The sequence below is a fragment of the Rhizobium sp. SVR5-2C genome, assembly GCF_056755115.1.
In genome coordinates this window covers 1-23,402 of the sequence record NZ_JBNDHT010000064.1, presented here as the reverse complement: position 1 = coordinate 23,402, position 23,402 = coordinate 1, and the positions used below count along the sequence as shown (strand labels likewise).

Genomic DNA, 23,402 nt, shown 5'->3' with positions numbered 1-23,402 from the left:
CGGACAGGGTTGGAGGACGACGGTCGTCCGCCCCTCGAAATACATAGACGACTTCGCCCTATAAAAACCGTCCGGAACCAAACGCGCTGCAACCAGGCGCCTACTCCTCGTAATTGGCGGACGATAGCAGAAATCTCCAAAGTGAGAACGCCTCACCTGTGGACAACGGCTTCGGGCATCAGAACATCTCTTGCGTTTTCTCTTCAGACAGGTTTGCTTTCGCTTTGCCGCGGACGGATTCCGGGCGTCCGCAGGCGAGCATTCGGTTGAGAACGGCGACGCCGATGGCCACCTCTGTCAGTTGAGTGGGGCAAGAACGTGCCCGCAGGCGACGCCCGATGATCTCCTTGTATCGACTCATTGCCGTTTCAATCAAAGCCCGTTTGCCATAGCCGGTGGAGGCCTGCCATTTTAGCCGACCATCGGCCTGGATTGATGCGACATGACAATCCCGTTGGTTTACCGGCTCAGCCTCCTGTCTTGCCACGGCCGTTGCGCGCGGTGGAATGACGATCTTTGCTTCAGTACTGTGGCGCAGGACAGCGTTGTAGGTTGGATCCCCATCATAGGCGCCATCGGCGGTGAACCGGCCAATCTCATCGTCGATCTGGTCGAGCAACGGCGCCACCTGCGAGGCATCGCTGGTGTCCTGATCAGTCAACGCATGCGCAATGATTTCGCCACTGTCGGCATCAAGCGCCAGATGCAACTTGCGCCAGCCACGGCGGGACTTGGCACCATGCTTTTCTTCAAGCCATTGGCCTGCGCCATAGATCTTCAGCCCGGTGCTGTCGACCAGCACGTGAAGTGGAGCATCTGGCTCAACCCGTCGTTTGTCAGATGGTTTCCAGGTTCTTGCCCGTCGGCTGAGGGTCGTGTGATCGGGCACGGGCAGATCCAATCCCATCAGCGCAAGCACCGAACTCAAAAGCCCTTCGCTTTGGCGCAGCCGCAGTCCGAACGCTATGCCCAACATCAAGGTCGTCTCGATGGCGAGATCAGAGTAATGCCGCTGACCACCGCGTGTCGTTCGACGCGGTGCAGCTCAACCCGACAGCGCCTCCGGCGTCAACCCCAGGGTTAAGCTGCCGCGACGGCGAAGATCCGCTTCATACTCCCGCCAGTTCGCCACTTTGAATTTCATTTTGCCGATGCGATGTCGGCGGGAGGCGTTGTTTATGCGGCATGCCGGTTCATTCACGCTGGTGTCGGTCGCAGCCGCTTAGATGGAAAATGTTGAAATTTGATCCGTGCACCAAAGTCCAGCGCGCACGAGACGATCCTGATCTGCGCTGAGGGGGGCATCGTAGCGTCGATCGACGGCATACGCACGAACGTACCCGACTGCTCCATCGCCATTCTTCCGGCGGGACGGTACGACCTGATCGCACCCGGCACGGGGCGTGTCTACGCCTTGACCACCGGCCGCGAGCCTTCTGTTTCAGGCGAAGTCTTGAACGCGACGCTCTACAATGAGGCCGACGCCCTTGTCGCAGCACTTGGCGAGCCTATGCGGCCGATCGGCAAGGCGGCCGATGTCATCCGGATTTTCGCCGTGGACGACGTTCCGTTCCCGCCCGGAAATCCTCGGCTGAAATTTTTCCAGAGCGCCACGATGAGCATCAACTGGGTCGAATATTCCGGCCCCCGAGATCGTACAAAGTTCTCACCTCATGCACATGAAGACTTTGAGCAAGGGTCGCTTGCGATAAGGGGAGAGTTTGTTCATCACACCCGAGCGCCCTGGGACGCCGACGCAACAAATTGGCAGGATGATCGGCATATCTCGGCCTCAGCCGACAGCATGCTCATCATACCGCCACGGCTTCTTCACACCAGTGAAGGCGTCGGCGCCGGTGACCACATCCTGATAGACGTGTTTGCGCCGGCCCGCCGCGATTTTATCGAAAAAGGGTGGGTTCACAACGCCGCCGACTATGTCGACACTTCGACAACGATCCCGTGAAGAGGCACAGGAACATCAGTTGAATACGAGGCTGAATGATGAGCAGGGAAGCAGCGATCCGCGACCGAATGTCCGGTATGGATATATGTGACTGTCACGTCCATGTCTTCGACTTGGTCAGCGCGTATCCTTTTGCAAATACCGCGACTTATGAGCCGCCATACGCGCCGCTATCCAGCTTACGGGAGACCGCGCGGGGCGAGGGTATCAGGCGCTTCATATTTGTACAGCCGATACCTTACGGACAAGATCTCTCGCTGCTAACGGCGACGTTGCAGCAGCTTAAAGACCAAGCCAGGGGTATCGCGGTCGCAGATGGCTCCACAAGCATCGAAGACCTCGCGAGCATGAAGGAAGCCGGATACGCGGGCTTCGTTTTGTCGAAACCCGACTTGTCGACCAATCGAGAATACCCGGTACCATCCCGCTGGAGCAGCTATTCGAACGCTTGGCGCCGAAACTTGCACAGCTTGATATGCATGCAGAGATTTGGGCTCCGCTCGCGACCGTTCTCTCCGAATGGTCTCGCATCGAGGCCTGCCGGATTCCGATCGTGCTCGATCATATGGGCGGCTTCGATGTTTCACTCGGCGTCGAACATAGAGACTTTCAGCGTTTGCTGGATTTGGTTTCTGATGGAAAGGTCTGGATCAAGCTCGCGGTATGTCGGCGGCAGTTCGGTGATGCCTCTTTTGCCGAGGTGCGGCCATTCCATGACGCCTTCATCATGGCTGAAAATCGCAGGCTAGTTTGGGCATCGGACTTTCCCTTCGTCCGCTATCCTGCCCGGCAACCTGAAATGAAAGATCTGTTGGGCCTCTTCCGCAGTTGGATCAATGATCGCGGCATCGAACAGCGTATTCTTGTTGAGAACCCAACGACCCTTTATTGGTGCAGTTAGCCGCGAGGCAGTCACAATATCAGTGCCGTTGATAGCTAGCATCCGCACACGGTGAGAGCACAGTGTCCGCAACACGCGCAAGTCACCACTCGCCGAAGCTCTGGCTCAACGCGATTAGCGTCGGATTGGCTAGCTGGACTATTGAAAGCCGCGCTTTATCAAGGCAAGCGTGGGGACGTCGGCTGACGGCGAGAGGTTGTAACCGTTGATGAACGCAGTTATCGGATCTTGCTAGCGGAACGCTATGCGGACGCCCCAAAAAGGGCCGGTGCCGACAATTGTCTTGTTCTGCGAAAGCGCTGTTAATTTACTTCACTCGACGATGGCCCGGCTTCACAATGTCGACGATATCGTCTTCCCCGTCCTTCGCAACGGGCTTAAAGTGCGTGCCTCGGAGGATTCTGATGACTATCATTTCGCATTTCCCGTCACCTGAGAGCATTGGCACATGGCCCCGTGAACGACGACCAGTCCTTGACTGGCTCATGAACGAAACGAGTTCGCAGCGTTTCCTTGATAATCTACTTGTCGAAATGTGTGAACGTTTGGTAGCCGCGGGGATACCAGTAGCCAGGTCATCGCTTCATCTGAGAATACAGCACCCACAATGGCAAGGTGCCCGTATCCTTTGGCTGCCGGGTATCGGAGAAGCGAATATCGACACCTTCGATTACGACGTCGACACTACTGAACTGTTTCTCCGTCGACCAGCTACGGAAATATATGATGGCGCATCAGTGGTCCGACAACACCTTCATGCCGGTGACAGCGATCTCGTCCGATATCCGCTTTTCGAAGAGCTTCAGCGGGACGGCTTCACCGACTATGTGGCCTGGCCGATCGAGCATACATTGGGAAGACGGCATGTTGTGACTTTCGCAACCAAGCAAGAGGGTGGCTTCTCCGAATATGAGATAGCCTATCTCATGGATCTGTTGCCTGCGCTTGCTTTGGCTAGCGAAATCCGGATGAAGAACGCGATGGCCCGCACGCTCCTGGAAACTTATGTAGGACCACACGCGAGCGCGGAAATCCTTGCGGGAGCAACAACGCGTGGTAGTGGCAAGACTGTGAACGCTGCTATTATGATCTGCGACTTGCGCGATTTCACCGCGCTATCCGACCTATGGCCCCGTGACGATGTCATCGACATCCTCAATGGATACTTTGACGCCTTATGCGAACCCGTCGAGGTTCGCGGAGGTGAAATATTGAAATTCATGGGCGACGGTCTCCTGGCCATCTTCCCGCTCAGCAACCCTAACGCGTGTGCAGACCTGCTTCAGGCGATTTACGACGGTAGAGAGCGGATGAGCGTCCTGAATGCTAAACTTGCGGAAAGCGGGAAACCGGAACTGAGGTACGGGATTGGCGTCCATGTAGGCGATGTTATGTACGGTAATATCGGCTCGCGGAAGCGTCTGGATTTCACCGCCATCGGCCCTGCGGTCAATGTGGCGTCGCGGCTGGAGGAACTGACTAAAGTGATCAAACGGCCGGTGCTGCTTTCATCCGAGTTCGTCAAAATAGCATGCGCATCGAAGCAATTTGTTGATCTTGGGTCACATTCTCTCAGGGGCTTGGAGGCGCCGGTAAGCGTTTTCGGAATGCAAGAATAGCAGGGTTGGCCGCTTGCAGCCGGAGATCGACCAGAAGCGTCGCCTTAACGGTTGCGGTGGTAGTTGCTGGCATGACCAAGCTTCCGCTGACCGATCTCATGCCTCGTGGCTATAAACGTCACGCTTTCCTGCCGAGATCATCGCCCATGCGGTGTGGCTGTACTATCGATTTCCGCTGAGCCTGCGCCACGTCGAAGGTCTGCTTGCCGAGCGCGGCATCGAAGTCTCGTTTCAAACAGTATCGGAGTGGGCTTCCAAGTTTGGCCGCGAATATGCTCGTTCCCTCCGACGTCGATCCAGGGGCAGTTTTGCCGACAAGTGGCATCTCGACGAAATGGTCGTTGCCATCAAGGGAAGGAAATACTGGCTCTGGCGCGCCGTTGATGCCGATGGCTCCGTTCTCGATGCTCCGATCCAAAGCCGCCGAAACAGGAAAGCGGCTCTTCGGCTGATGCGCAAGCTGCTGAAGGGCCAGGGCGTCACGCCGCGTGTCATGATCACCGACAAGCTCCGCTCCTATTCTGCAGCAAAGAAGACGTTGATGCCGGGCGTCGAGCATCGTTTGCAAGGGTCTCAACAACCGCGCGGAGAACTCGCATCTGGCTGTGCGACGACGGGAGCGAGGCATGATGCGGTTCAAGTCGGCACGACAATGCCAGCGCTTCGGCTCCATCCACGGCCCGATTTCCAATCTCTTCCATCATCACCGCAACCGGACGAGCACCGCTGAACATCGCAAACTGCGAACCGCCGCCATGGCCACCTGGCGCGAATTAACTTTGTCAATCGCTGCGTAAGCCGGTCCCTCCTGACCATTCTGTACCCTACGCAAGTTAAGGCGACGCTACCCCACCAAGCCATTCGGCGTGCCTCATCAGATTGGCCAGATCGACCACAAGAGGGTGCCAAACACAATGATAAAAGCGACAACAGCTCCAAGGAACCGAGCCATTCCCCTGTTGGCGTCGTGATAGCCGACCCAACGAAAAAACCACTCCGGGCCCTGGTCATCGCTTTGCGCCATAGTTCGTTTCCTCACCTGAAATAACTTTGATCATGGAGCGCAAGAATGACCGAGCTAGACCGCATCCGGGAAGAGCACTCAACGAAAATTGGCGCGGCGGAGCTAATGCTGGCGTACGACCAGGGCCGTCCCAAAGAGTTCAAAGGCGGGCCCTGTCGCACCTAATACCACAGGGCAGCCCCTGTGGTATTAGAACCACGGTCTGTGTGTCCCTGGTAGCAGAATGCCAAGAGACCAAACCACAGCCAACTAGTCCAAAGGTGCTAGGACGCCTTCCGACGCGGTCGAAACTGCTTTTCGATAACTGCGCGCCCCAGCTCCGTCGCCCCGGCGTCGTATTCATCGGTTTCCAGGAAGTCCACCGCGAGTTCATAGATTTCCCGCTGGTCCTCGGCGGACAAAATGCCCTTCTGCTCGAGATGCATCATGAGTGATGCAAAAAGTGCTGAGGTGGAGAGGGATACAGCAGATGCCGAGATGAAAGCCGGATCTCCGGCTAAGTCAAGATCATATGAATGTCGGCGGCGTTTCGGCAGCTTCCAGAAGTAGCGATCGGCTTCACCCATGGCACGTTCCTCCCAGATGTTCTGGCGTAGCAACGCCCGAGAGCCGTAGGGCCAGTTTGGGAAGGGCTATCGGGCGATCTTCTTGTCATTCAGCAGCGCGGCGTCAATCTCCGCGTGGGAGACTTGCAACTGTTGTCGTCTAACGGCAGGTGTTTCGATTGATGGTAGTACGAGATAAGCGGCGACCTTTCTGTAAGCGACAAACGAGGTCCCATCGATCAGCTCTTCATCCATGCTGAGCCGGTACATCCCAGCCGCCAAGGGCGCAACCAGGGATCCGATGACGAACGGATCCGCAAATTTGATCTCGGTTTCGGTTGTTCTCATGGCGGGCTCGGAAAGGCTTGACGCTGGCGCGACAAACGTTCGCGGCGAAGCCGGGAAGTCTTTTCATTCCGGTCAACTTTCTCTTCCGCCGTAGTAGCCTTGGAACGAACAATCGTTTGGTCCGGGCTGGATAAGTTTCTGTGGAATCGATCCATGCTGACAAGGTCGCTGCGCCAAATCATTGGGGCTCTCCGTTGCTTTTTGGAACTTCCACAGCCGCACCGGTTGCTCCTCCTTCATTCTCCCAAGATGCAAGTGCATCCGGATCTGCCCGTTTCTGGCGCGATATTGAGGCGGGGTAGCCCTTCAACGAGATGGTGCCCGCCTCGATACGGCGAATGATCACCACTTCCTCGTGATGTTCTGGCCCTTCTGCGGCTTGCATATCGGATGTGGCGTAGTCGGCGCGCTTGAGAACTCGCCGCAGTGTCGAGCGTTCGCTGCTTATGGTGCGTGCTCCGCCAAGAGAGAAAATCGTCACCGCAGCCAGCCCTCCAGGATCACATAGAGACCGACGGCGAAGCTCAGCACGACCAGCGTTCTTATCGCTGCGTCGTAGCCGTAGTCGCGAAGATGATTGATTATGGAAGACATCACGTCCTCCTTTGATTGGGGCGAAGGGCAGAACCCTCTTGCGGCAGCGCCCGCTTCAAATGCTGCCGATACGACACCATGCGCCCGCAATGGGTTTTAAACAAGGCTCTCGCGCACCATACGGATCTTAAAGTCGCCCGCTGCGGCAGGTTCGCGCACCATTGATCAAGCCGCGCAGCGTGAACGCGCATCAGCCGGCTTAGGAACCAGGCATCTCAAGGGCGAACGGCGATTGCTTCTATTGCACTCGCCATCAGCTTGTCCATCCGGTCTCGAAGCTCGTTCTCGTCCAAAACCTTACCTCCAGATCTAACATCCGCGAGGATTTTTGCTACCACGCCCTCGTCTCCCGCTGCTGTGAAGCGAACGTCGATGATTTCGGCGACTTAGGCTTCGACATCGGTAATGCTATCATTTCGGACACCCATTGGGCCAGAAGCCGGTCTCGACGAGAGTTCACCTTGAACGCCATTTCGGCATCCAGGAAGTACTTTTCCTCCAGCGCTCTTTTTCGCTTTTCCAGTGAGTTCTTTTCCAATGCGTTCATGATGCGTGCTCCCCGTGTGAAGGCGTCGCGCTCAATAAATGTTCGAGAAGAGTAGGATCTATTCTGACGAATTGCCGCATGCGGCTGCCGTCAGAAATCGACGGCAGATGAATGAACGTTGCGACACGCTGATAGGCCAGTTGTGAAAGCCCTTCGATCAATTCCTCATCCTGTACAATCTTGTAATCACCTGCCGGATGGATTCCATCGATATCCGGCAGTTCAAAAGGTTGAGAGAAGTGAACGATGGTATTCGTTGTGCGCGTTGACATGGCGATAATCTCCGAATGAAAGCGGTCTCACTACTGGCTGACGGAAAGCGGGTTAACCGCGTCATCCGGCTAGCAGCACCGGGCGTTGCCCATCGGAATTCGGGAGGATGGCGGGTCAAGGGTCTCTGACACCGCGGAAAGCCATAGCGGCCAAACGACGACCGATTATCATTACGCCCTAATTGGGTCGCGATTAGGACGGGCAAAGCAGCTGGGCATGCGGCCCCCGAAAAGAACTTCAAAACACATCTCAATTGCGGTGGGTCAGGCTATAATTTTGATTTGGCGCGCCGAACCTTAAAACCTAACGAAGACCAATGAGGTCACGATATATTATCTCCTTGAGGAGAAAAAAATAGTATTAGCCAAATTCAACATGTTAGAAGGAATATAATAATATTCGGAATTTCCATCCCTTTCGTGTGTTATTATTGATAATTCCACGCGACAGTGCGTGCTCTTCCAAAGATTGGATATGGTCATGGAACATATGACTTGGATTCGTCCTGCCCTCTGGGGTGCGGCGTGCGGTGCGGCAGCCCTTGCGGTCGTGGGCTTCTCGTGGGGCGGGTGGATGACCACTAACGGTGCCCAAAGAGCAGCCGGAATCGAGCGAACCTCAGCGATTGCCGCGGCGTTAACACCGTATTGCCTCGAACGTGCAAAGGCGGATCCGGCATCGGCAAAGATCATGGCCGAGCTGAAGGCAGCCAGCACATACGGCCGCAGCGATGTTATTAAAAAGGCAGGCTGGGCAACACCGCTTGGGAGCAGCGAGCCCAACTCAGATCTTGCACAGGCGTGTCAGATTGCGCTCGGTAGCGCTGGCTGAGGCCGGAAGCGGAAAGCACACAGCGACGAGCGTCGTAGCGCCCGCTCCGAACTGCCAGCGATAACCGGATCTGCAGGTCGCCGCCAACCCGACGAGCCTGTTGAAGAAATGACACCGCGCGCACCTTTGCGACTTCCTCTTTGCAATCCGATGGGATGCCAACGCTTGGCCAACGTTGCTTAATGCGACCTATTCACTGTTGTGCCTGGCACGGCCGGAAGGAGGAAATCCCCGACGATACTGCCATTGGCTCCGACCGTGGCCGACGGTCATTGGAAGCTCGGATTGCCAGTGGGATTCCGATCGAGAGGCACAGGAAGGATGAAAGTACCCATGCCCAAGGATGACATAACCAAGCCAGCAGTTTTCACTAGAAGCAGGCAAAGCAACGCAATCGAAAAACAGCCGCCAACTGGCCCGACCACGAAAGAGTTGATCGTGCAAGCTCGCGAAGCTCGAACTGCTTTGCGCCGGCAGGAGGCTGACATATCCGACAGAGCGGCCGTCGCCGAACAAGCGTCAACGGAAGACCGAGGCGAGGAAAAAAGCGTGGCCGCCCCTCACGAGCGGCTTCCTACAATGAGGCAGCTCAAGGTGGCGCAGCAAACCCTAAGGAACGAGATCATCGCGAAGGAAGCGCGACGGCAATCGGGCCCGGATCTCGGCCGTAGTCTGAAATAGCTTGATCCGGGACAAACGCAATAACCAGGGGGTTGCATTGCCCGGGCCTACTGTTGAGGGACGTCAGTGCCGAGGACCTGCCCTGTTCGCCCGGAAGGGCGGCATATTTCGATCATTCCGGCAGCGTGGCTTTCGGAAAACGATGGCCTTCCGGTCGCAATGGTGCGCTGCTGTGTTTTGCCGTATATCGGGCAATCCTGTATGGTTTCAGCGAAGCGCCACCATCGTCCTGCCATCTGGCAAGTGAACCGTCTTCCCTGGCTAAGGGAAGCGGGCCTGAGCTCAGCTGCGTTGCGAGATGAATTTTCAGTGCGGATTTCAGTGCGGTCTCGTCAATGATCCCCATCTGGAAGCATTGAATGAGGAAACTGGTCGTGTTGATCTCACGATCGTCGATCGCGTATATTTCGCCTCCGCGAAAGCCGGCTTTTCGCAAAATGCGATCCAGCATTCTTGAGTTGGCGACATCGAAGAACTGATTGGTGGCGGAAGACATCGCGTCCTCCTTTGTTGGGGCTAGGGTTTCACGCCCCCAAGCAGCAGGGCCCGTACAGTGACTGCTGATGTCTTACCTTGCGCTCGTTGCGACCACAGAGCAACCTCATTCGGCAGCAGCCATTGATGACGCCGCGGACGAGCTCACCTTAAGGGAGGCGGTGCTCATCATGCAGTTCGGCGGTGAAGCGACACTGAAGCCCTCAGCATTAGCGGTAGCGGCCGACGGACAGTTGGAACTTGTGCAGCTGCCCGGAAGGCCTTGTGCCGCCGACACCTACTGCCCATATTCATGTCGGAAGCAGTTTGTGAACGGGCGCTGCTTTCAAGGGGGGTCAGAGGCCCCTAACCCTAACCAAAGGAGGACGTGATGTCTTCCGAAATTTCCACGCAAAATCTGACTGACGACAATATGAACATGCTGCATGGCGTTTTGAGCGATGCCGGCTATACCGACGATATACTTCTTACACAGCCTCGGCGCTTCAATCTCGCAACCAAGCTGATGATCCGCCTCTTTCGAGAGGGAATGACGGCTCCCGCCGACTTTACTATCCAGCTTGATCGACACTTCGGGAAACCCAAGAAAGAGGCCGCTGCTTACGCCGGTCCACTTCGTCGCTATGCGATCCAAGGTCTTCCGACAGAACTCCGTCGTACGGTACTGCGGCCCAAGGAGGCTTCCACAATAATGGCCGAGGAAAGCGAAGCAAGCCACTGGCAAGCCACACACGGGTTCGCTGGCGCCCAAGACCGGCATGTACCTAGGGGACAACCCCTACAATCCCAAGAATGATCCTGTGCACTTCACGCTTTGGAGAAAAGCCTACTTCAAGGCACAGAACCAGATCGGTCGATTCAAGCACGAAGACGGGGGATATCGCAGCTTGTAACCACCTGCGCCGCATCCAGAGGTAACCCAGCTCTATGACATTCCGTCGCCCTCACGGAAAGCCGCGCGGTCCTTTCATCGATAACTGCCCTGCCTCGTCGGAGCTTTTTTTGACCCGCGCTTAGAAACGTGGAACCCTCCGGCACAAGCGATGTTTAAGTAGTGGGTAGTGCGGTTTTTCAGACGCCGCGGCCCTCTGGCCTTGCATTCAGCCCTCGTAAAGCCCTGCAGGGCCAGGCTTCATTCGACATCGTTCGCAAACCGTCTGACGTGGTAGCCCCCTGAGCGAATTGCTTTGGCTGCGAGCGCGGTGCTCGCACGCCACGCCAAATGCCCCATCCACAATGGTGCCGTCGGTCGCCGCAAAGGGAGCTTTAGCAATGTACAATGCCAAACGTGATGGCAGTGGAAACGGTGCGAACTTGGCCATTCCGTCAATGGGCGAGATAGAGGGCCGTATAACGGTATTGGAGGTTGTCGCAATGACCTCGTTGAGCCTGCTCGTGAAAGCCGGTGACAAATATGCAGTCCAACAGGCGCTGTCGGCCATTCGCCGTGCATCGCAAAGGGGCTATAGCTGGGCACATTGACATGCTAAAAGCCTCTCTTCGCATCAAGACTTGGAAACGTCCGGCTGCCCCAAGTTCATGGTCCACCCCCGCGCGTAATTGTGCACGGCACCTTCGCCAAGAAGCTCACTTGGGACTGGGTATAAGCTTAGTCCTCCGTCCGTCGAGTATTCAGGAAGCGCAGGCTGGATGAACAAGACGCCCGGACCAACCTTGTCCAAATGCGTCAGACTTTCCTCAGCAACTGCCGAATAGGCATTGGCAAAAAATTCACCGTCGCGAGAAAGGGCCGTCCGGGTGAGATTGGTCCCATCGTAAGTCAGGCGAGACCAGAGGGGCTCAGCAGGTGGCGGAAGGCCAAGCTCCTGATCCGCCGTCGTTTCGCCGAGAAACCGATCGAAGCCAGAGCCGCCCACGGACTTCATATAGGAAAACTGATAGCTCGTATCTGAGCCGCCAATTCCGAAGTCGACGGCGCGGCTGTTGGCGAAATCCCTGACGACGACCGCCGGCACGCTATAGCTCGAGAGCGGTCCGGAATAAGCGGTCAACATCGTCGCCTGCCACGGTCCGCTCGGTGCGTTCGTTTCGGGAGCCATTGCCGTATTGGCAGGACTGCCCGCCGCGGTAATGGCGAACCCACGGACGGTCGCGGTAATGGCCGCGGTCGTTGGTGGCACCGTTGATGTTTACACCGGCCTGTCTTCTGGGATAGGCGGTTGTTTGGCGCGTAATCTATCACGGGCGACAACCATCGGAATGGAGGCGGGTCAGATCACGCCAACGATCCGCCAGCTCTTAACTTTTCGTTTATTCCTCCATCTAGGCTCGCCCGCTTCGATCTCATCCGACGGCAGGCAGCAATATTCATTAATAGGGTCGGCAGTCATCGGACTGATGAGGCGAGGTGACTGGCCAAACAAGCTGAAACCATCGTCAATAAGTTCGAAATAATCTTGAACGAATATTGACAGCGACTTGATGCCGTCGAACGATTTTACTAACCGCAAGGATTTAACCGATGACTGATGATACGAACCCAACCCCTGCAGTCGAGACCGCGTCCGTAGATGCGTCTTCGAAGACAAAAGAAAAGAAGGCGCGCGCACCGCGGAAGCTCAAGGCCGCCGCTGAAGCGGTTGCCGATACTTCGGTGAAGAAGACCGGCGGTCCGGGGAAAAAAACCGCAGCGTCCAGTGCGCCTGTTACCCCAGCGGCGGTTGCACCAGCCACTAAGGCACCTGTTCCTCCAAAGAAGCCTAAGGTTTCGAAGGCTCAGTCTTCCAAGCCTTCACCGCAGAGAGTCGAGGCAGCCCCGGCAGAAACGGACGGCTTTGCAGATCTTCTGAAGCTCGAAGAAGAGAACCAGAAGCTGCGTAAGGCACTCTCCGACAAGCTCCGCGCCGAGAACGCGGACCTCCGCAAAAAGCTCGGATTGGTTTGATCATCAAGAGCCGCCATCGGCCGCTTTAAAGCCACTTCACGACTAAAGACTGGGCTCGCATTGCAAGCCCAGTCTCCCGCTCGATACTATGGGATTAAGAAAACGAGTCGGGAGATGAGGATGAGATCACCGTGGAAGCTAATCAAGGACTTTGCGTCGCGCCGTAAGGTGGAAGAAGCGAGCGGACCGGCCGATCAAATCGTGGCGATACCTGATTCACGGGCAGAGGAACACCAGCCGGACCTAACTCTGCGGGCCAAATTAGAAGCCGCTGTAGAATCTAAGTCGACCGTTGACGAGAATGAAGCGAGCGGACATCGGGATTCTGCTGGTGCGGCGGCCGAGCTACCCCTGCGGGTGGAGCAGTCCGGTCCTTTGGTTGCCGAGCCGGCAGAAGGCGGCGCTTTAGAAGGTCATGACCAACCTTTGACGGCCCCACCCGTCATTCAGGCTGCCGAAGGTGAAACGGGTGCGGCCGTCTTGGCAGGAGGTCCTAAAAAGCAAAGGGCAAAGGCTGCTCGGGCGCGGAAAAACCGCGGGGAACCACCCGTCGTCAAAAAAGTGGCGGAAGAGCCAGCGGCAGTGGAGAAACCATTCCTCGATGAGGCCACTGAACTGGACCTCGAAATTAAGGACCTCAGATCGCAGCTCTCTGCAAAACTGCTTGAGCAGAACGCGCATTTACGTCGCATGCTCGAGCGCTACAACGACAAGTGAGCCATATTTCGATTGCGAAGAGAATTTACATGGATCACCTCCGCTAGCGTAATACTACTCGGATCAGGATCGTTAGAGGAATTTGACCCATCTTGTCGGACGATAACGCTGTAACGCGTATTCGCGGCCAAACTTGGAAGCCCACTCCGATACTGTTTGAAACGAGACTTCGATGCCCCGCTCGGCAAGCAGTTCCTCGACATGACGCAGGCTCAGCGGAAATCGATAGTACAGCCACACCGCATGGGCGATGATCTCGGCAGGAAAGCGGTGACGTTTATAGCGACGAGGCGTGAGATCGGTCAGCGGAAGCTTGGTCATGCCAGCAACTACCACTGCAACCGTTAAGGCGACGCTTCCGGTTGATGAGATAAAGAGCCAGCACGATCAGAAGTAAGATGATCAGGATGCTGATCAGAACTGGCAAGCCCACTGGCCTCCAGCTCCTTCATCATGGCGCATAATCGTTCTGGTTTAACTATCAACATCGGTGGATAAGGAAGGGCAACGGGCGAAGATGGCACACGCGCTGGCCGCCGCTTTTGCTGGGAATCGCCGTCGTGTGATCCACCTGGTGGAGACCCACACTAGAGGGGCGCGTTGTGCAGGCCTTCTGCCGCCCTCACTGTGAGAACGATCATACAGTATACGCCTGACTGCCGCGAATACTCAGGTAATTGTCAGTGAGTGCCAAGCTTATTTTTTGGCCAAGAGCATAATGTAGTCTTCGGATGCGTCGGCGAGGGCCAGGGCCACGTCGGCTCGCAGGAGGCCTTTTGCGTGCAGCTTTTCGATCATCTCAAGCATGGCAGCTTCGACGATCTGCCGGCAGTTCATGTGGGTTGGGTGCGGTCTACCTAAAAAGTATAGCTCTGCTGTCATGGCACTCCCCTTTGCGGCTTGCAGGATGCCACAATTTCGCAGTTGCACAAGGGAATACTAAATTAATGTGCGGTGCAATATGAAACGATTTGACTACGCCCGCATGCAAGCCACGGCCCAGCAACTCATATCGAAATACGGCCAGACGGGCACCGTAAAGCGCATTACGCCTCCGGACTCGGTCCTTTGGGCGGTGAGGGCACACGAAAACGAGCTACATCGCCAAGCTCGTGCCGATGACGTATGGTGAGCGATAAATCGACGCCACGGTCATCACCACGGCCGATTGGCAGATTTACATTTCATCGATCGGTCTCGCGATCGTGCCCCAAGTCGGTGACATCAGATCGGCCGACGGGGTCGATTATCACGTCATCGCGGCGGACCCGAACAAGTACGACGGCCAAGTCAACGTCGTCTTCATCGTGCAGGAGCGCGGCAGTGCTGCGATTGTCGGCACCGGCACGGCATGGCAGATCGCCAATGTCGCCGGCGGCAGTCGGTCTGGAGGCCGGGACGCTATATCGCTATGAGGCGAACGGGGATCTCGCCGACAAGGCAACCTACGACGATCGACCGAGGGGTTTGCCTTCCTGGTTGACGACGTCAACCCGGCGCGGCTCTACATCAAGGCTTCTCGACCTCCGGCGACTGGCGGGGCCCATTCAGCTACGGCACTGGCCCGCAAGGTCCGGCGCCTGCCGTGACGTTCGAGCCGGTCGTTACCGGCGCACCTGGAACCAACGCCAGCATGGACGTGACCGGAAGCGGTGAGGCGGGCGATCCCTACGAAATCACCTTTACCATCCCGGTCGGCGATCTCGGCATCAACTGGCGCGGCGCCTACTCGGGTGCAACTGTCTATGCCACGCGTGACGCGTGCTGGACAACGGCTCGGCATGGATCGCACTGCAGGCAACGACGGACAACGCCCCGCCTGTGCTGCCGACGATGGCGAATGCATATTGGTCGCTAGTCGCTCAAAAGGGCACTGACGGCACGGGTAGCGGCCGGTTAATATGAACCGGGCGCGTTTCGATCCGAGGCGTTGCGTGTATCTCGGGCGCCGAATTCTAACGGAATGTGAAGTTGCGCCAGTTTGAATGCCGCACCTTGGCAAGCACAATTTGAGCTTCGCGGCCGACAAACAACGTGGCGAAGATCAAAACAATCGTGAAGAAATCCCAGAACATTCGCGCGCCTCGATAAATGAAAAAGAGCGGACCGCAGCTTAACCGCACGATCTCCGCCAATGCGGGGCAGCTTGGCTAAGGTGGAATCGCGGATTTCCGTTTGAGGTAACGGAAGGGACCGGAAGAGATCGACCACGCGATCCCGACGGCCCAATCGTCAAGACAAACTGTGTTCCGGTGCGGTAGCGTACAGACCAAAAGAGGCCCCGCATCAAGTAGCGGGGCAAATCCGTGCCATTTAGGAGTAGTTCCACCACGCGAGTGGCGGCACGATTATTCTAGGCTATCCTGCCCAATGAACTGCCCCCACTTTCGACCAGACGCTCAGCATAAGCAGGAAGGCTCAACTACGGGCTTGAGGATAGGGTTATGTCTAACGAGTTTCGACAGGTTGACCTGATGATCGGTGACGTCCGGCGGCGACGCTGGACAACAGAACGCAAACTGCAGATCATCGAGGAGAGCTATGCTCTAGAGGAAACCGGTTTTTCTGCGGCTCGGCGACATGGTGTCGCCGGTACGTCAACTCGCGCGTCCGTCCGCTTGACGGGGAGGCTGGAGTGAAGCAGGACAATACGACGATTATTCACGTGTGGGGCTCCGGCCAACATTGCCAGTTGCTCCGGCTCTCACACGCCCTGCCGGTAGAGCTCGATAATGATCGCAGCCAGGCGCATCACGGCTTCCTTGTCCCTCTCGATGCCGTGCTCGCGGCAGAGCCTATCCAGCATAGCTTACAGACGACGAGGTCATGGACGCCAGCGGCTGGCTGCCGATGGCGTACGGTCGGAAAGCATCCGTGAACGAAGCATTACCCTGCTTGGTACGGAGCGGACATAAGCTGTGAGGAACCCGAGCTGTGAGGAACCCGCCCTTCTCGCCAAAGTTCGGCGACGAGAGGTTCCCATGATACGCCAATTGACAAAGGGACCAAAAGCCGCGTCCCTACAACTTCGGGCGTCTCAGGCACTGACAACTCAGCTACCAGCACATCCAACACTGCAAAGGACTCCCAGGGCAAGAAAGATTCTTCGGACTGCGTCAAGGTCAAACAACAACCACCAATGCGACCAAGACCGCACCTGGCGTAGCCGCAGATGCTCGGGGTAATTGCCAACAACACAAATCGGCCGGTCCAAGAGAAAGCCCCTGAGAAGGGCCGAACAGTTCCGCCAAGCTGCCGATGGCGGCAAGCGCTATATTTCGCGGTTGCTTTACTCGGGCGAGGGGGCGCCATTCCCGTTCCCACGGCAAGTCGAGCCTCACGTAACCAACGGTCCTCGCGTCCGTTGAAGGCGTTCCGTTTCAAGGATCTCTTTGGCAACTTCGCTTGTCTCTTCGAGTCTTGACCAACGTTCTGATCGCCGTGTCGTAGGGCGGCACAAAGCGTCTACTTATGTTATCTTACTTCAGCGGCGGAAATATTGCCGATCTTTAAAGATCGTTCCGCAGGAGGAAGAGAATGGCCGATTTAAGAGACCGCGAAAAGGCAATGGAAGATCAATACTTCCAGGAGGCCGAGAGGTCCCTCAAGCTCAAATTTCGTCGCGACAGGCTTTTGGCTAAGTGGATCGCAGGCCTCATTGGTTGGGATGACTTTGCAGGTTATGCCGATGAAATCGCTGATGTCCGCCTCAAAGGTGGTGGGGACGCTGGAGTTCTCTCGAAAACTCTATCGGATCTTCAAGGGGCAGGTCACAACATCAGCGAGCAGGACGTTGCAGCAAAGATGCGCGAATTGATGGTCGAGGCCGCTGAGCAGCTTTGAAGTCAAGACGTCTTCTTACGTGAACTTCAAGTGCGAAGGCAAAAAGAAGCCGGCACCAGGCGGGATCTTTCGTAGCATTACTCCTGTGCAGGAGTAGCGGGTGCCGGTGTCGCATTGTCGGTCGGAGTCATCGGCTTGGCCGGTGCCGGTGCTGGCTCGGAATTCGTTGTTGAGGCTGTTGTCGCCGGGTCGGTGTCCGGCTCATCCAGCCACACGGTGGCCGCGAACGCAGCCACGGCGATTACCGCGACAACGGCGATCCAGCGAAACAACGAGAGACGGCGCCATTCTTCCGAAGTGGTGAGCACATCTGGATCGCGGGTTGGGATATTGCTGTTCGGGTCGTTGGTCATATGCCCTCTCCTTTTTGGATAAAAGGGAAATGGCGCTGCGGGGTGTTTGTTCCGCTGACCTATGGCGACAGCTTCGTCGGTATCTGGGTGCCGTGTCCAGCACGATGTGCAGGGTCCTGATCATGTCAGCCGCATCAAGCAGGGATTTCGAAATTTCAGACGTATCGCGGCGTTCTATTGAAGCAGATGCCCTTCGCGTCTTCTATTCTCGTGGATGTTCGCGTGAACGGTTGATTGCTTACTGAGAGGAAAGGGCTATTATCATGAGGTCGGGAGTCGACTATACGGGCACTTCCGGTAGAGAGCCAAAAGCTCCCGCCCCAAGCACCGGAGAACGGTTATGTCCCTTCCTGCGAATTATAAACACAACGGACAATTCTCGCCTTATGATTTGGCAAGCCTAAGAAACGAATTCGATTCGTTGGATGAAGTTCGACGCGATGATCTTCAGAGAACTAGGGCTGGGGAAACCCATCGGGTAGCAACCGCTCTAATTCGCGCGGCAAACCATGCCAGAGCCGCCAAGACGTCTTATTTGAAAGATCTACGCCTTGCCAAGGAGGCTGCCGAGACGCAGCCAAGGCCGTAAGACAGGCGGCGTGACCTACATTGTCAGGCTCCCGACGAGCACCTCGCGCTCGAGGGCGTTTTTCTGTTTCTCGATCAGCACTGGATCGATGCCAGCTCGGCTTCGATAGCGCCTGCACCCAGAAAAGGCAGGATGCGGCGACATATCTCATCACGGGTTTCCAGAGTGGCATTCATTCGGAGGCGCCGCCATTGCGTTTAGACATCGCGCAAGCGCAATTTGATCAATCGATCAAGTATATCGCCGACGGCAAAGCAAGAGACCGTATCAAACCGTTGGCAGCCAACCCGTTGTAAAGCGGCGGCGGGAGGGAGCGGCGCGAAGCGATACCGAAACCCTTGGCGAGGATCTGCCGAGCCCGTCCCTTTTCTGAAGCGAAGATCCGTCAATTCAATTCCCTTGGATCGGCTTCGAAGTGATTAGCCGCGGAAGACGGCGCCGATTGCACACGTTCTTCCAGTTCCGCTGCGACCCATTCGAGAAAGAGGTTGTAGGCCACCGCCAATAGGGTTGGTCCCAGAAAGAGGCCGATGAATCCAAAGGCCAGAACGCCGCCGACGAGCCCGAATAGACCGAGCAGCACGGGCAGATTGATGTTCTGGCTGAGCAGATATGGTCGAAGGAAGTTGTCAATACTGCTGACGAGAAGCAGGCCCCACGCAGCGATGAAGATCCCCCACCAAACAGATCCCTGAATGAGAAGCCAGAGCGCAACAGGCCCCCACACGAACGGCGGCCCTGCGGGCACAAACGAGAGCAAAAACGTCAGGCAGCCGAGCAATAGCGATTGCGGCACGCCGGCGATCCAGAAGCCGATGCCGGCCAAGAGACCTTGAGCGAGGGCCGTTCCGATCATTCCGTAAACGACACCTTTCACGGTCATGCCAATGACCGTGAGCAACCTTCTAGCCCGAGTGCCAGCAATCCGCTCACCGATTTGGCGCATGAAGCTGATCATGCGTCGGCCGTGCAGGAACAGGAAAAAGGTAATGAATATACTTAGCGCGAGTTCGATTACGCCAATGCCGAAAGCTGCTCCGCCAGCAAGAGCAATATCCGTCGCAGGGCCTGTCAGTTTTTTGAGCTCGACGATAAAGGCGGGAGCGTCGTGCGAGAAGTTTTCCCAGTAGGCGGCCACACTCTCGCCGACAATCGGCAGGCCTTTCACCCAGTTTGGGGGCGCGGAAGGACCCTGCTCTAGCACGCGCGTTATTCCTTCGGCCAGATTCTTCATATCGTCGGCGAGCGCTGTCACGAGGAAAGCAAGCGGTGCGGCCACAACAGAGACCACCAGCACCGTCATAGCTGCGGCGGCAGCCGCCCGGTTGCCTCCGACAGCACGTTCACATCGGCAGTAGATAGGCCATGTCGAGAAACAAATCACTGCGGCCCACATTATTGCCGACAGGAAGGGCCAAAGGACGAGAGCGCAACCAATCGCCAGCAGCACAAGTGCGCCGACGCCCAGAAGCTGCTCGACCAGTCTACTTAGAGGAATCATGACCCTCTCCGGTTCCTTGCGATAATACTCCATCGACAACCGGGACACCCGTGAGATGCGCCCTCACTCTTAGTTTATGCACGATCGCATCGCAGTCACACAGAAAACGATTGCTTGGAAGCGGCGCGGCGTGCTTGTTTCAACTAATATACGTTCAGTCGTTAGAAATCATAGAATGCCAGTTATCGTAACGCTTTAGCCGTCGATATCGGAGGCTATGGCTCCGTTACGGCACGGCAGCATTGGCGTCGTGGCGATGTTCTGCTCTACGGTAGAATTTAAACAGACGCCACGGTTGAACCTGAAATCGGAATTGAAACGACGCTTGCGCTAAAGGGGCGGCCAAAACAACAGGATCAGAGGCACGCCCAGCAAGACCACAATGAACGAGAGCGGTAGCCCCAGTTTCCAATAGTCGCCGAAGCGATAGCCGCCAGGACCCAGCACCAAAGTGTTGCACTGGTGTCCAACAGGCGTAAGGAAATCGCAGGCCGCCCCCACCGCGACTGCCATCAGAAAAGCGTCGGGATTGTAGCCAAGGCGCTCAGCAAAGGTAACCGCAATGGGCGCGACTACGAGAACCGTGGCGGCATTGTTCAGAAACGGGGTTGCTGCCATTGCGACCACCATAATCATTGCAAGGGCCCCATAGGGGGGCAAGGTGGTAGCGAGTTGAGCGAGGCCGCCGGCGATAAGGTCGGCACCCCCGGTCGAACGGATCGATTCGCTGACCGGAATGAGAGCGCCGAGCATTATCAAGATGGGCCAATCGACAGCCTCGTAAGCTTCCCGAAGCGACAGTGAACCGAGCAGTACCGTCAGAATAGCAGCCGTAAAGAAGGCCGTGGCCACGGGCACCAGGCCGAATGCCGTTAGCAGCATAGCACCAGCCAGGACCACCACCGGAATCAGGCCTTTTCGGGGGGTCCCCAAGCGGATTTCGCGCCCGACCAAAGGAAGAAGACCGAGTTCCATCAGCCTGGCCGGGAGAAGCACGAGATCGCCCTTCAAAACGAGAACGTCGCCTGGTCTTAACATGATGTCGCGCAATCGCTCGGTGAAGCGCTCGCTGCTTCGGCTTACTGCGAGGAGATTAATATTGAAGCGATCATGCAGGGCCAAACGCTTGGCGGTTTGCCCGATCAATACTGATTTCGGGCCGATAACCGCCTCGATTCCGGCGATCTCCTCGTCGACCCCCTTTGCTTCCGTGACGCGGTCGTGCCCCTCCAGTTCCAGACGCGCACGACTGATGCCTCGCTCGAGCGCCTGAGGGTCTCCTTCCAACAAAACGATATCGCCTTGATGGAGTATGACTCCCGGGAGTGGCATCAGCGGTTCGACCCGATTGCGAATGAGGCCAGTGACAAGGACCTCCTCGTCCAACAGGATCGTCAGTTGACCGATCGACTTGCCGATGACGGACGACTTTGCAGTGACGCGAGCCTCTGTCATGTAGTCCTTGATGTTCAGCGCCTTCTCCATTGTCGCGATCGCCTTGCGCTCCTGGGGCAGCAGCCGGTAGCCAACTGCCAGAAAGACGACTCCCGCTGCGGTAAGCCCTATGCCGACAGGAGTAAAATCGAACATGTTGAAAGGGCGGCCCGTCAGTTCCTCACGCATCCGGGAGACGACGATGTTTGGGGATGTGCCGACGAGGGTCACGAGTCCGCCAAGCAAGGAACCGAACGCCATCGGCATGAGAAAAGACGAAGGGGAAGTTTTCGACCGGCGCGCCATCTGGAATGCGACTGGAATCATCATCGCCAGCGCGCCGATGTTCTTGACGAAGACGGAGAGAACCGCGACGGTCGTCACAAGGATAACAACCTGGCCCTGCACAGAGGTCACGCTGGGCGCCACGCGGTGGAGGAATGCCTCTATGACACCACTGCGTTCAATCGCGGCGCTGACGACAAGCGCGCTGGCTACAATGATGACAATGTCGTCCCCGAAGCCGGCGAACGCTGCCTTGTGCGACACGATGCCGGTGAAAACTGCGGCAAGCAGCGCGAGAACTGCAATGAGGTCGTAGCGGAGCCGTCCCCATATGAAAGCGACCATCAGGCCGATCAGAATGGCGAATGCTAAAGCCTGAGATTGTGTCATGGATAAAGTCCCGACCAGGTGCCAGGTCCATTTTACGCGCCTGAAAAAGCTGATGTCGGGTTAATGTAGCGCTTCATTCAACGGCGCGGTACCCCCGACTGTCCGTCCAGCATGTCTCCTGCTTAAGAGCGGACGTACGCATGATCAGACGACTACAGGATGTTTCCGAACAGGACCGAATAGACTATCACAGCAATCGCCAGCGCAAACGCAAGCGATACGAACAGGCGCGCGAAGTCGTAAGTGTAGAACCGAGCGGGGATGAGGTTTTTCATAGCGATCTCCTATTTTCGTTCTGATTGGCCTAGCTATTATGCGGTCTCTGCAGAGCTTCATAGTGAGCGACTGCAACTCACGATGATCCTGCACAGGGCGTCGGCTGGAACTTGGAAATCGGCCATGATTGTTGCTACGAGTTCATTCGCGTCTTCGCACGATTGTCCTTAAGCGTTGCGAGATCCGTGCTGTTGGCAGGAGCAATGCGTCCTGCCGCACCTGAACAAGCGCCGGCAAGTCCGCCCACTCTGGCCGTCTCTGCCGCCAGAGTGCTGTTAATGATAGTGATCCCTCCCGCATTTGAAGCTGATAATCGGGGCGGTGATAAGCCAACGACTAGACTTACCGCGTAGGGCTTTGTCCGTTCAAGAGCTTGATCGAGTGCATGATTTTCCCTCAAATCAGCTTGATTATTGGGATCGTTTTAGGCCCGCGCTCGACCAGGAGCCAATAGCGATCCGCATCCTTTATATTGCGCTTTGAAAGACCTGATGTAAACAGTCAACATAAACGTTCAGTCAGAGATATATTTCAACTAATGGTCGTGTCTGCGTCGTGCCGATCCAGATCCAGAAGGCCCCGGCTGAGATCGCTTCGCGCGAGTTGGGCGTCTCCCTCCTGAACCCGGACTCCCTTGCCTCCGAACAGGATGCGCAAGAAGGTCGGGCAGCTGAAGGTTGAATACCTGTACGTCAATACGTCGCACAGTCCGCGCGGCCGGTCCTCTTGATCGTGCAGGACATCATCGGCCCACTGTCGCGCCGGTGCCGGGAATAGCCTCGTCGGGAGCGCATATCGTGTTTAACTAGAAGACTGCCAGATATCTGAGCAGATAAACGATGCCGATAATGATCACGATGGCTTGGAAAAGCTGCCGCGTGCGGGCGTCGAGCGGAAGACGGTTGATGAGATAAACAGCCAGCACGCTCACGAGGAAGATGATCAGGATGCTGATCAGAACAGACAAGCCCACCGGCCTCAAGCTCCTTCGTCATGGCGCATAATCGTTCTGTTTAATTATGGGCATCGGTGGAGAAGGAAAGCGCTACGGCGAAAATGGCGAATTCCCTCTACTCCCGTATGCAAGGCACGGCGGAGCGTCCGACCGCCAACTTAAGCGTGTCACACCTCCCGATCCTGATGGAGTGGCAAAGGCCCGATCTCCTCGACTGACCGGCATTCCAGTTGTCGCCTGATAGCGCCGCGGCGGTCCAATAGGGGAGCGGTCGCCAGTCGTCGATCATCGTAACCGGCTGGCGGCCTCTGATCACAGATATCCACCGTC

General features: G+C 56.6%; 26 protein-coding genes and 5 pseudogenes. 15 read left to right on the top strand and 16 right to left on the bottom strand.

The window, feature by feature from the left end; translation table 11 throughout:
* Positions 1 to 178: 178 nt before the first annotated feature.
* A pseudogene (locus ACPYOI_RS18860) lies at positions 179 to 1,144 on the bottom strand (IS5 family transposase).
* 99 nt (positions 1,145 to 1,243) lie between these two features.
* Between ACPYOI_RS18860 and ACPYOI_RS18855 the strand changes: the two are divergent.
* The 5 genes and pseudogenes from ACPYOI_RS18855 to ACPYOI_RS18835 all read left to right on the top strand — a co-directional run bounded on the left by ACPYOI_RS18855 (position 1,244) and on the right by ACPYOI_RS18835 (position 5,283).
* Entirely contained in the window at positions 1,244 to 1,966 is a 723-nt protein-coding gene (locus ACPYOI_RS18855; protein ID WP_481418288.1) for a cupin domain-containing protein, read from the top strand.
* Between the two features lie 35 nt (positions 1,967 to 2,001).
* Positions 2,002 to 2,334 (top strand): annotated as a pseudogene (locus ACPYOI_RS18850) (amidohydrolase family protein); the annotation flags it as partial.
* The gene (locus ACPYOI_RS18845; RefSeq protein ID WP_481418307.1) at positions 2,328 to 2,867 is read left to right on the top strand and encodes an amidohydrolase family protein; all 540 of its coding nucleotides are present in this window, start codon (positions 2,328 to 2,330) and stop codon (positions 2,865 to 2,867) included. The pseudogene ACPYOI_RS18850 and the gene ACPYOI_RS18845, both read left to right, overlap by 7 nt.
* 404 nt (positions 2,868 to 3,271) lie before the next feature.
* A complete protein-coding gene (locus ACPYOI_RS18840) occupies positions 3,272 to 4,486 on the top strand; it encodes an adenylate/guanylate cyclase domain-containing protein (RefSeq protein ID WP_481418287.1) in 1,215 nt (404 codons plus the stop codon).
* A 136-nt stretch (positions 4,487 to 4,622) separates the two neighbouring features.
* Positions 4,623 to 5,283 (top strand): annotated as a pseudogene (locus ACPYOI_RS18835) (IS6 family transposase).
* A 490-nt stretch (positions 5,284 to 5,773) separates the two neighbouring features.
* Here ACPYOI_RS18835 and ACPYOI_RS18830 read toward each other — a convergent pair.
* From ACPYOI_RS18830 to ACPYOI_RS18805, 6 genes are all read right to left on the bottom strand, one after another.
* Positions 5,774 to 6,076, bottom strand: a complete 303-nt coding sequence (locus tag ACPYOI_RS18830) for a hypothetical protein (protein WP_481423165.1) — start codon at positions 6,074 to 6,076, stop codon at positions 5,774 to 5,776.
* A 66-nt stretch (positions 6,077 to 6,142) separates the two neighbouring features.
* Positions 6,143 to 6,403: a hypothetical protein gene (locus ACPYOI_RS18825; RefSeq protein WP_481418285.1), complete on the bottom strand. Its 261-nt coding sequence runs from the start codon at positions 6,401 to 6,403 to the stop codon at positions 6,143 to 6,145.
* A 178-nt stretch (positions 6,404 to 6,581) separates the two neighbouring features.
* A complete protein-coding gene (locus ACPYOI_RS18820; protein WP_481418284.1) occupies positions 6,582 to 6,884 on the bottom strand; it encodes a hypothetical protein in 303 nt (100 codons plus the stop codon).
* Between the two features lie 328 nt (positions 6,885 to 7,212).
* Positions 7,213 to 7,335 carry a hypothetical protein gene (locus ACPYOI_RS18815; RefSeq protein WP_481418283.1) on the bottom strand — a complete coding sequence of 41 codons (123 nt, stop codon included), beginning with the start codon at positions 7,333 to 7,335 and terminating at the stop codon, positions 7,213 to 7,215.
* A complete protein-coding gene (locus ACPYOI_RS18810) occupies positions 7,329 to 7,544 on the bottom strand; it encodes an ATPase inhibitor subunit zeta (RefSeq protein WP_481418282.1) in 216 nt (71 codons plus the stop codon). The genes ACPYOI_RS18815 and ACPYOI_RS18810 overlap by 7 nt, the downstream gene beginning before the upstream one ends.
* A complete protein-coding gene (locus ACPYOI_RS18805) occupies positions 7,541 to 7,816 on the bottom strand; it encodes a hypothetical protein (protein WP_481423164.1) in 276 nt (91 codons plus the stop codon). The genes ACPYOI_RS18810 and ACPYOI_RS18805 overlap by 4 nt, the downstream gene beginning before the upstream one ends.
* A 481-nt stretch (positions 7,817 to 8,297) precedes the next feature.
* Here ACPYOI_RS18805 and ACPYOI_RS18800 point away from each other — a divergent pair, with 481 nt between their 5' ends.
* Positions 8,298 to 8,648, top strand: coding sequence for a hypothetical protein (locus tag ACPYOI_RS18800; protein WP_481418280.1), 351 nt, complete (start codon positions 8,298 to 8,300; stop codon positions 8,646 to 8,648).
* Positions 8,649 to 8,981: 333 nt separating this feature from the next.
* On the top strand, positions 8,982 to 9,329 hold the full coding sequence (locus tag ACPYOI_RS18795) for a hypothetical protein (RefSeq protein ID WP_481418279.1): 348 nt from the start codon (positions 8,982 to 8,984) through the stop codon (positions 9,327 to 9,329).
* A 112-nt stretch (positions 9,330 to 9,441) separates the two neighbouring features.
* Here ACPYOI_RS18795 and ACPYOI_RS18790 read toward each other — a convergent pair whose 3' ends face one another.
* Positions 9,442 to 9,825, bottom strand: coding sequence for a hypothetical protein (locus ACPYOI_RS18790; RefSeq protein ID WP_481418278.1), 384 nt, complete (start codon positions 9,823 to 9,825; stop codon positions 9,442 to 9,444).
* A gap of 369 nt (positions 9,826 to 10,194) precedes the next feature.
* On the opposite strand from ACPYOI_RS18790, the gene ACPYOI_RS18785 reads away from it, so the two are divergent.
* Both ACPYOI_RS18785 and ACPYOI_RS18780 read left to right on the top strand, forming a co-directional pair.
* Positions 10,195 to 10,620 (top strand): hypothetical protein, encoded by a 426-nt coding sequence (locus ACPYOI_RS18785; RefSeq protein WP_481418277.1) that lies wholly within the window; start codon positions 10,195 to 10,197, stop codon positions 10,618 to 10,620.
* Between the two features lie 476 nt (positions 10,621 to 11,096).
* Positions 11,097 to 11,306: a hypothetical protein gene (locus ACPYOI_RS18780; protein ID WP_481418276.1), complete on the top strand. Its 210-nt coding sequence runs from the start codon at positions 11,097 to 11,099 to the stop codon at positions 11,304 to 11,306.
* A gap of 23 nt (positions 11,307 to 11,329) precedes the next feature.
* Here ACPYOI_RS18780 and ACPYOI_RS18775 read toward each other — a convergent pair whose 3' ends face one another.
* Entirely contained in the window at positions 11,330 to 11,965 is a 636-nt protein-coding gene (locus ACPYOI_RS18775) for a hypothetical protein (protein ID WP_481418275.1), read from the bottom strand.
* A 341-nt stretch (positions 11,966 to 12,306) separates the two neighbouring features.
* On the opposite strand from ACPYOI_RS18775, the gene ACPYOI_RS18770 reads away from it, so the two are divergent.
* Together ACPYOI_RS18770 and ACPYOI_RS18765 are read left to right on the top strand one after the other, a co-directional pair.
* A complete protein-coding gene (locus tag ACPYOI_RS18770) occupies positions 12,307 to 12,729 on the top strand; it encodes a hypothetical protein (RefSeq protein ID WP_481418274.1) in 423 nt (140 codons plus the stop codon).
* A 120-nt stretch (positions 12,730 to 12,849) separates the two neighbouring features.
* Positions 12,850 to 13,446, top strand: coding sequence for a hypothetical protein (locus tag ACPYOI_RS18765; protein ID WP_481418273.1), 597 nt, complete (start codon positions 12,850 to 12,852; stop codon positions 13,444 to 13,446).
* A 99-nt stretch (positions 13,447 to 13,545) separates the two neighbouring features.
* Here the strand turns inward: ACPYOI_RS18765 and ACPYOI_RS18760 are convergent.
* Positions 13,546 to 13,767: pseudogene (locus ACPYOI_RS18760) on the bottom strand (IS6 family transposase); the annotation flags it as partial.
* Positions 13,768 to 14,142: 375 nt separating this feature from the next.
* Complete coding sequence (locus tag ACPYOI_RS18755; RefSeq protein WP_481418272.1) at positions 14,143 to 14,328, bottom strand: hypothetical protein; 186 nt, start codon at positions 14,326 to 14,328, stop codon at positions 14,143 to 14,145.
* Between the two features lie 79 nt (positions 14,329 to 14,407).
* On the opposite strand from ACPYOI_RS18755, the pseudogene ACPYOI_RS18750 reads away from it, so the two are divergent.
* The 4 genes and pseudogenes from ACPYOI_RS18750 to ACPYOI_RS18735 form a co-directional block, all read left to right on the top strand.
* Positions 14,408 to 14,765: pseudogene (locus ACPYOI_RS18750) on the top strand (hypothetical protein); the annotation flags it as partial.
* 266 nt (positions 14,766 to 15,031) lie between these two features.
* Positions 15,032 to 15,304 carry a hypothetical protein gene (locus ACPYOI_RS18745; RefSeq protein WP_481418271.1) on the top strand — a complete coding sequence of 91 codons (273 nt, stop codon included), beginning with the start codon at positions 15,032 to 15,034 and terminating at the stop codon, positions 15,302 to 15,304.
* Between the two features lie 586 nt (positions 15,305 to 15,890).
* Complete coding sequence (locus ACPYOI_RS18740) at positions 15,891 to 16,085, top strand: transposase (RefSeq protein ID WP_481418270.1); 195 nt, start codon at positions 15,891 to 15,893, stop codon at positions 16,083 to 16,085.
* Positions 16,086 to 16,983: 898 nt separating this feature from the next.
* Complete coding sequence (locus tag ACPYOI_RS18735; RefSeq protein WP_481418269.1) at positions 16,984 to 17,289, top strand: ATPase inhibitor subunit zeta; 306 nt, start codon at positions 16,984 to 16,986, stop codon at positions 17,287 to 17,289.
* Positions 17,290 to 17,366: 77 nt separating this feature from the next.
* Here ACPYOI_RS18735 and ACPYOI_RS18730 read toward each other — a convergent pair whose 3' ends face one another.
* From ACPYOI_RS18730 to ACPYOI_RS18710, 5 genes are all read right to left on the bottom strand, one after another.
* Positions 17,367 to 17,642, bottom strand: a complete 276-nt coding sequence (locus tag ACPYOI_RS18730; RefSeq protein WP_481423163.1) for a hypothetical protein — start codon at positions 17,640 to 17,642, stop codon at positions 17,367 to 17,369.
* A 974-nt stretch (positions 17,643 to 18,616) separates the two neighbouring features.
* A complete protein-coding gene (locus ACPYOI_RS18725) occupies positions 18,617 to 19,732 on the bottom strand; it encodes an AI-2E family transporter (protein ID WP_481418306.1) in 1,116 nt (371 codons plus the stop codon).
* A gap of 330 nt (positions 19,733 to 20,062) precedes the next feature.
* Positions 20,063 to 21,841, bottom strand: a complete 1,779-nt coding sequence (locus ACPYOI_RS18720; protein WP_481418267.1) for an SLC13 family permease — start codon at positions 21,839 to 21,841, stop codon at positions 20,063 to 20,065.
* Between the two features lie 152 nt (positions 21,842 to 21,993).
* Entirely contained in the window at positions 21,994 to 22,116 is a 123-nt protein-coding gene (locus tag ACPYOI_RS18715; protein ID WP_481418266.1) for a hypothetical protein, read from the bottom strand.
* 806 nt (positions 22,117 to 22,922) lie between these two features.
* A complete protein-coding gene (locus ACPYOI_RS18710) occupies positions 22,923 to 23,084 on the bottom strand; it encodes a Thivi_2564 family membrane protein (RefSeq protein WP_481418305.1) in 162 nt (53 codons plus the stop codon).
* Positions 23,085 to 23,402 lie beyond the last annotated feature (318 nt).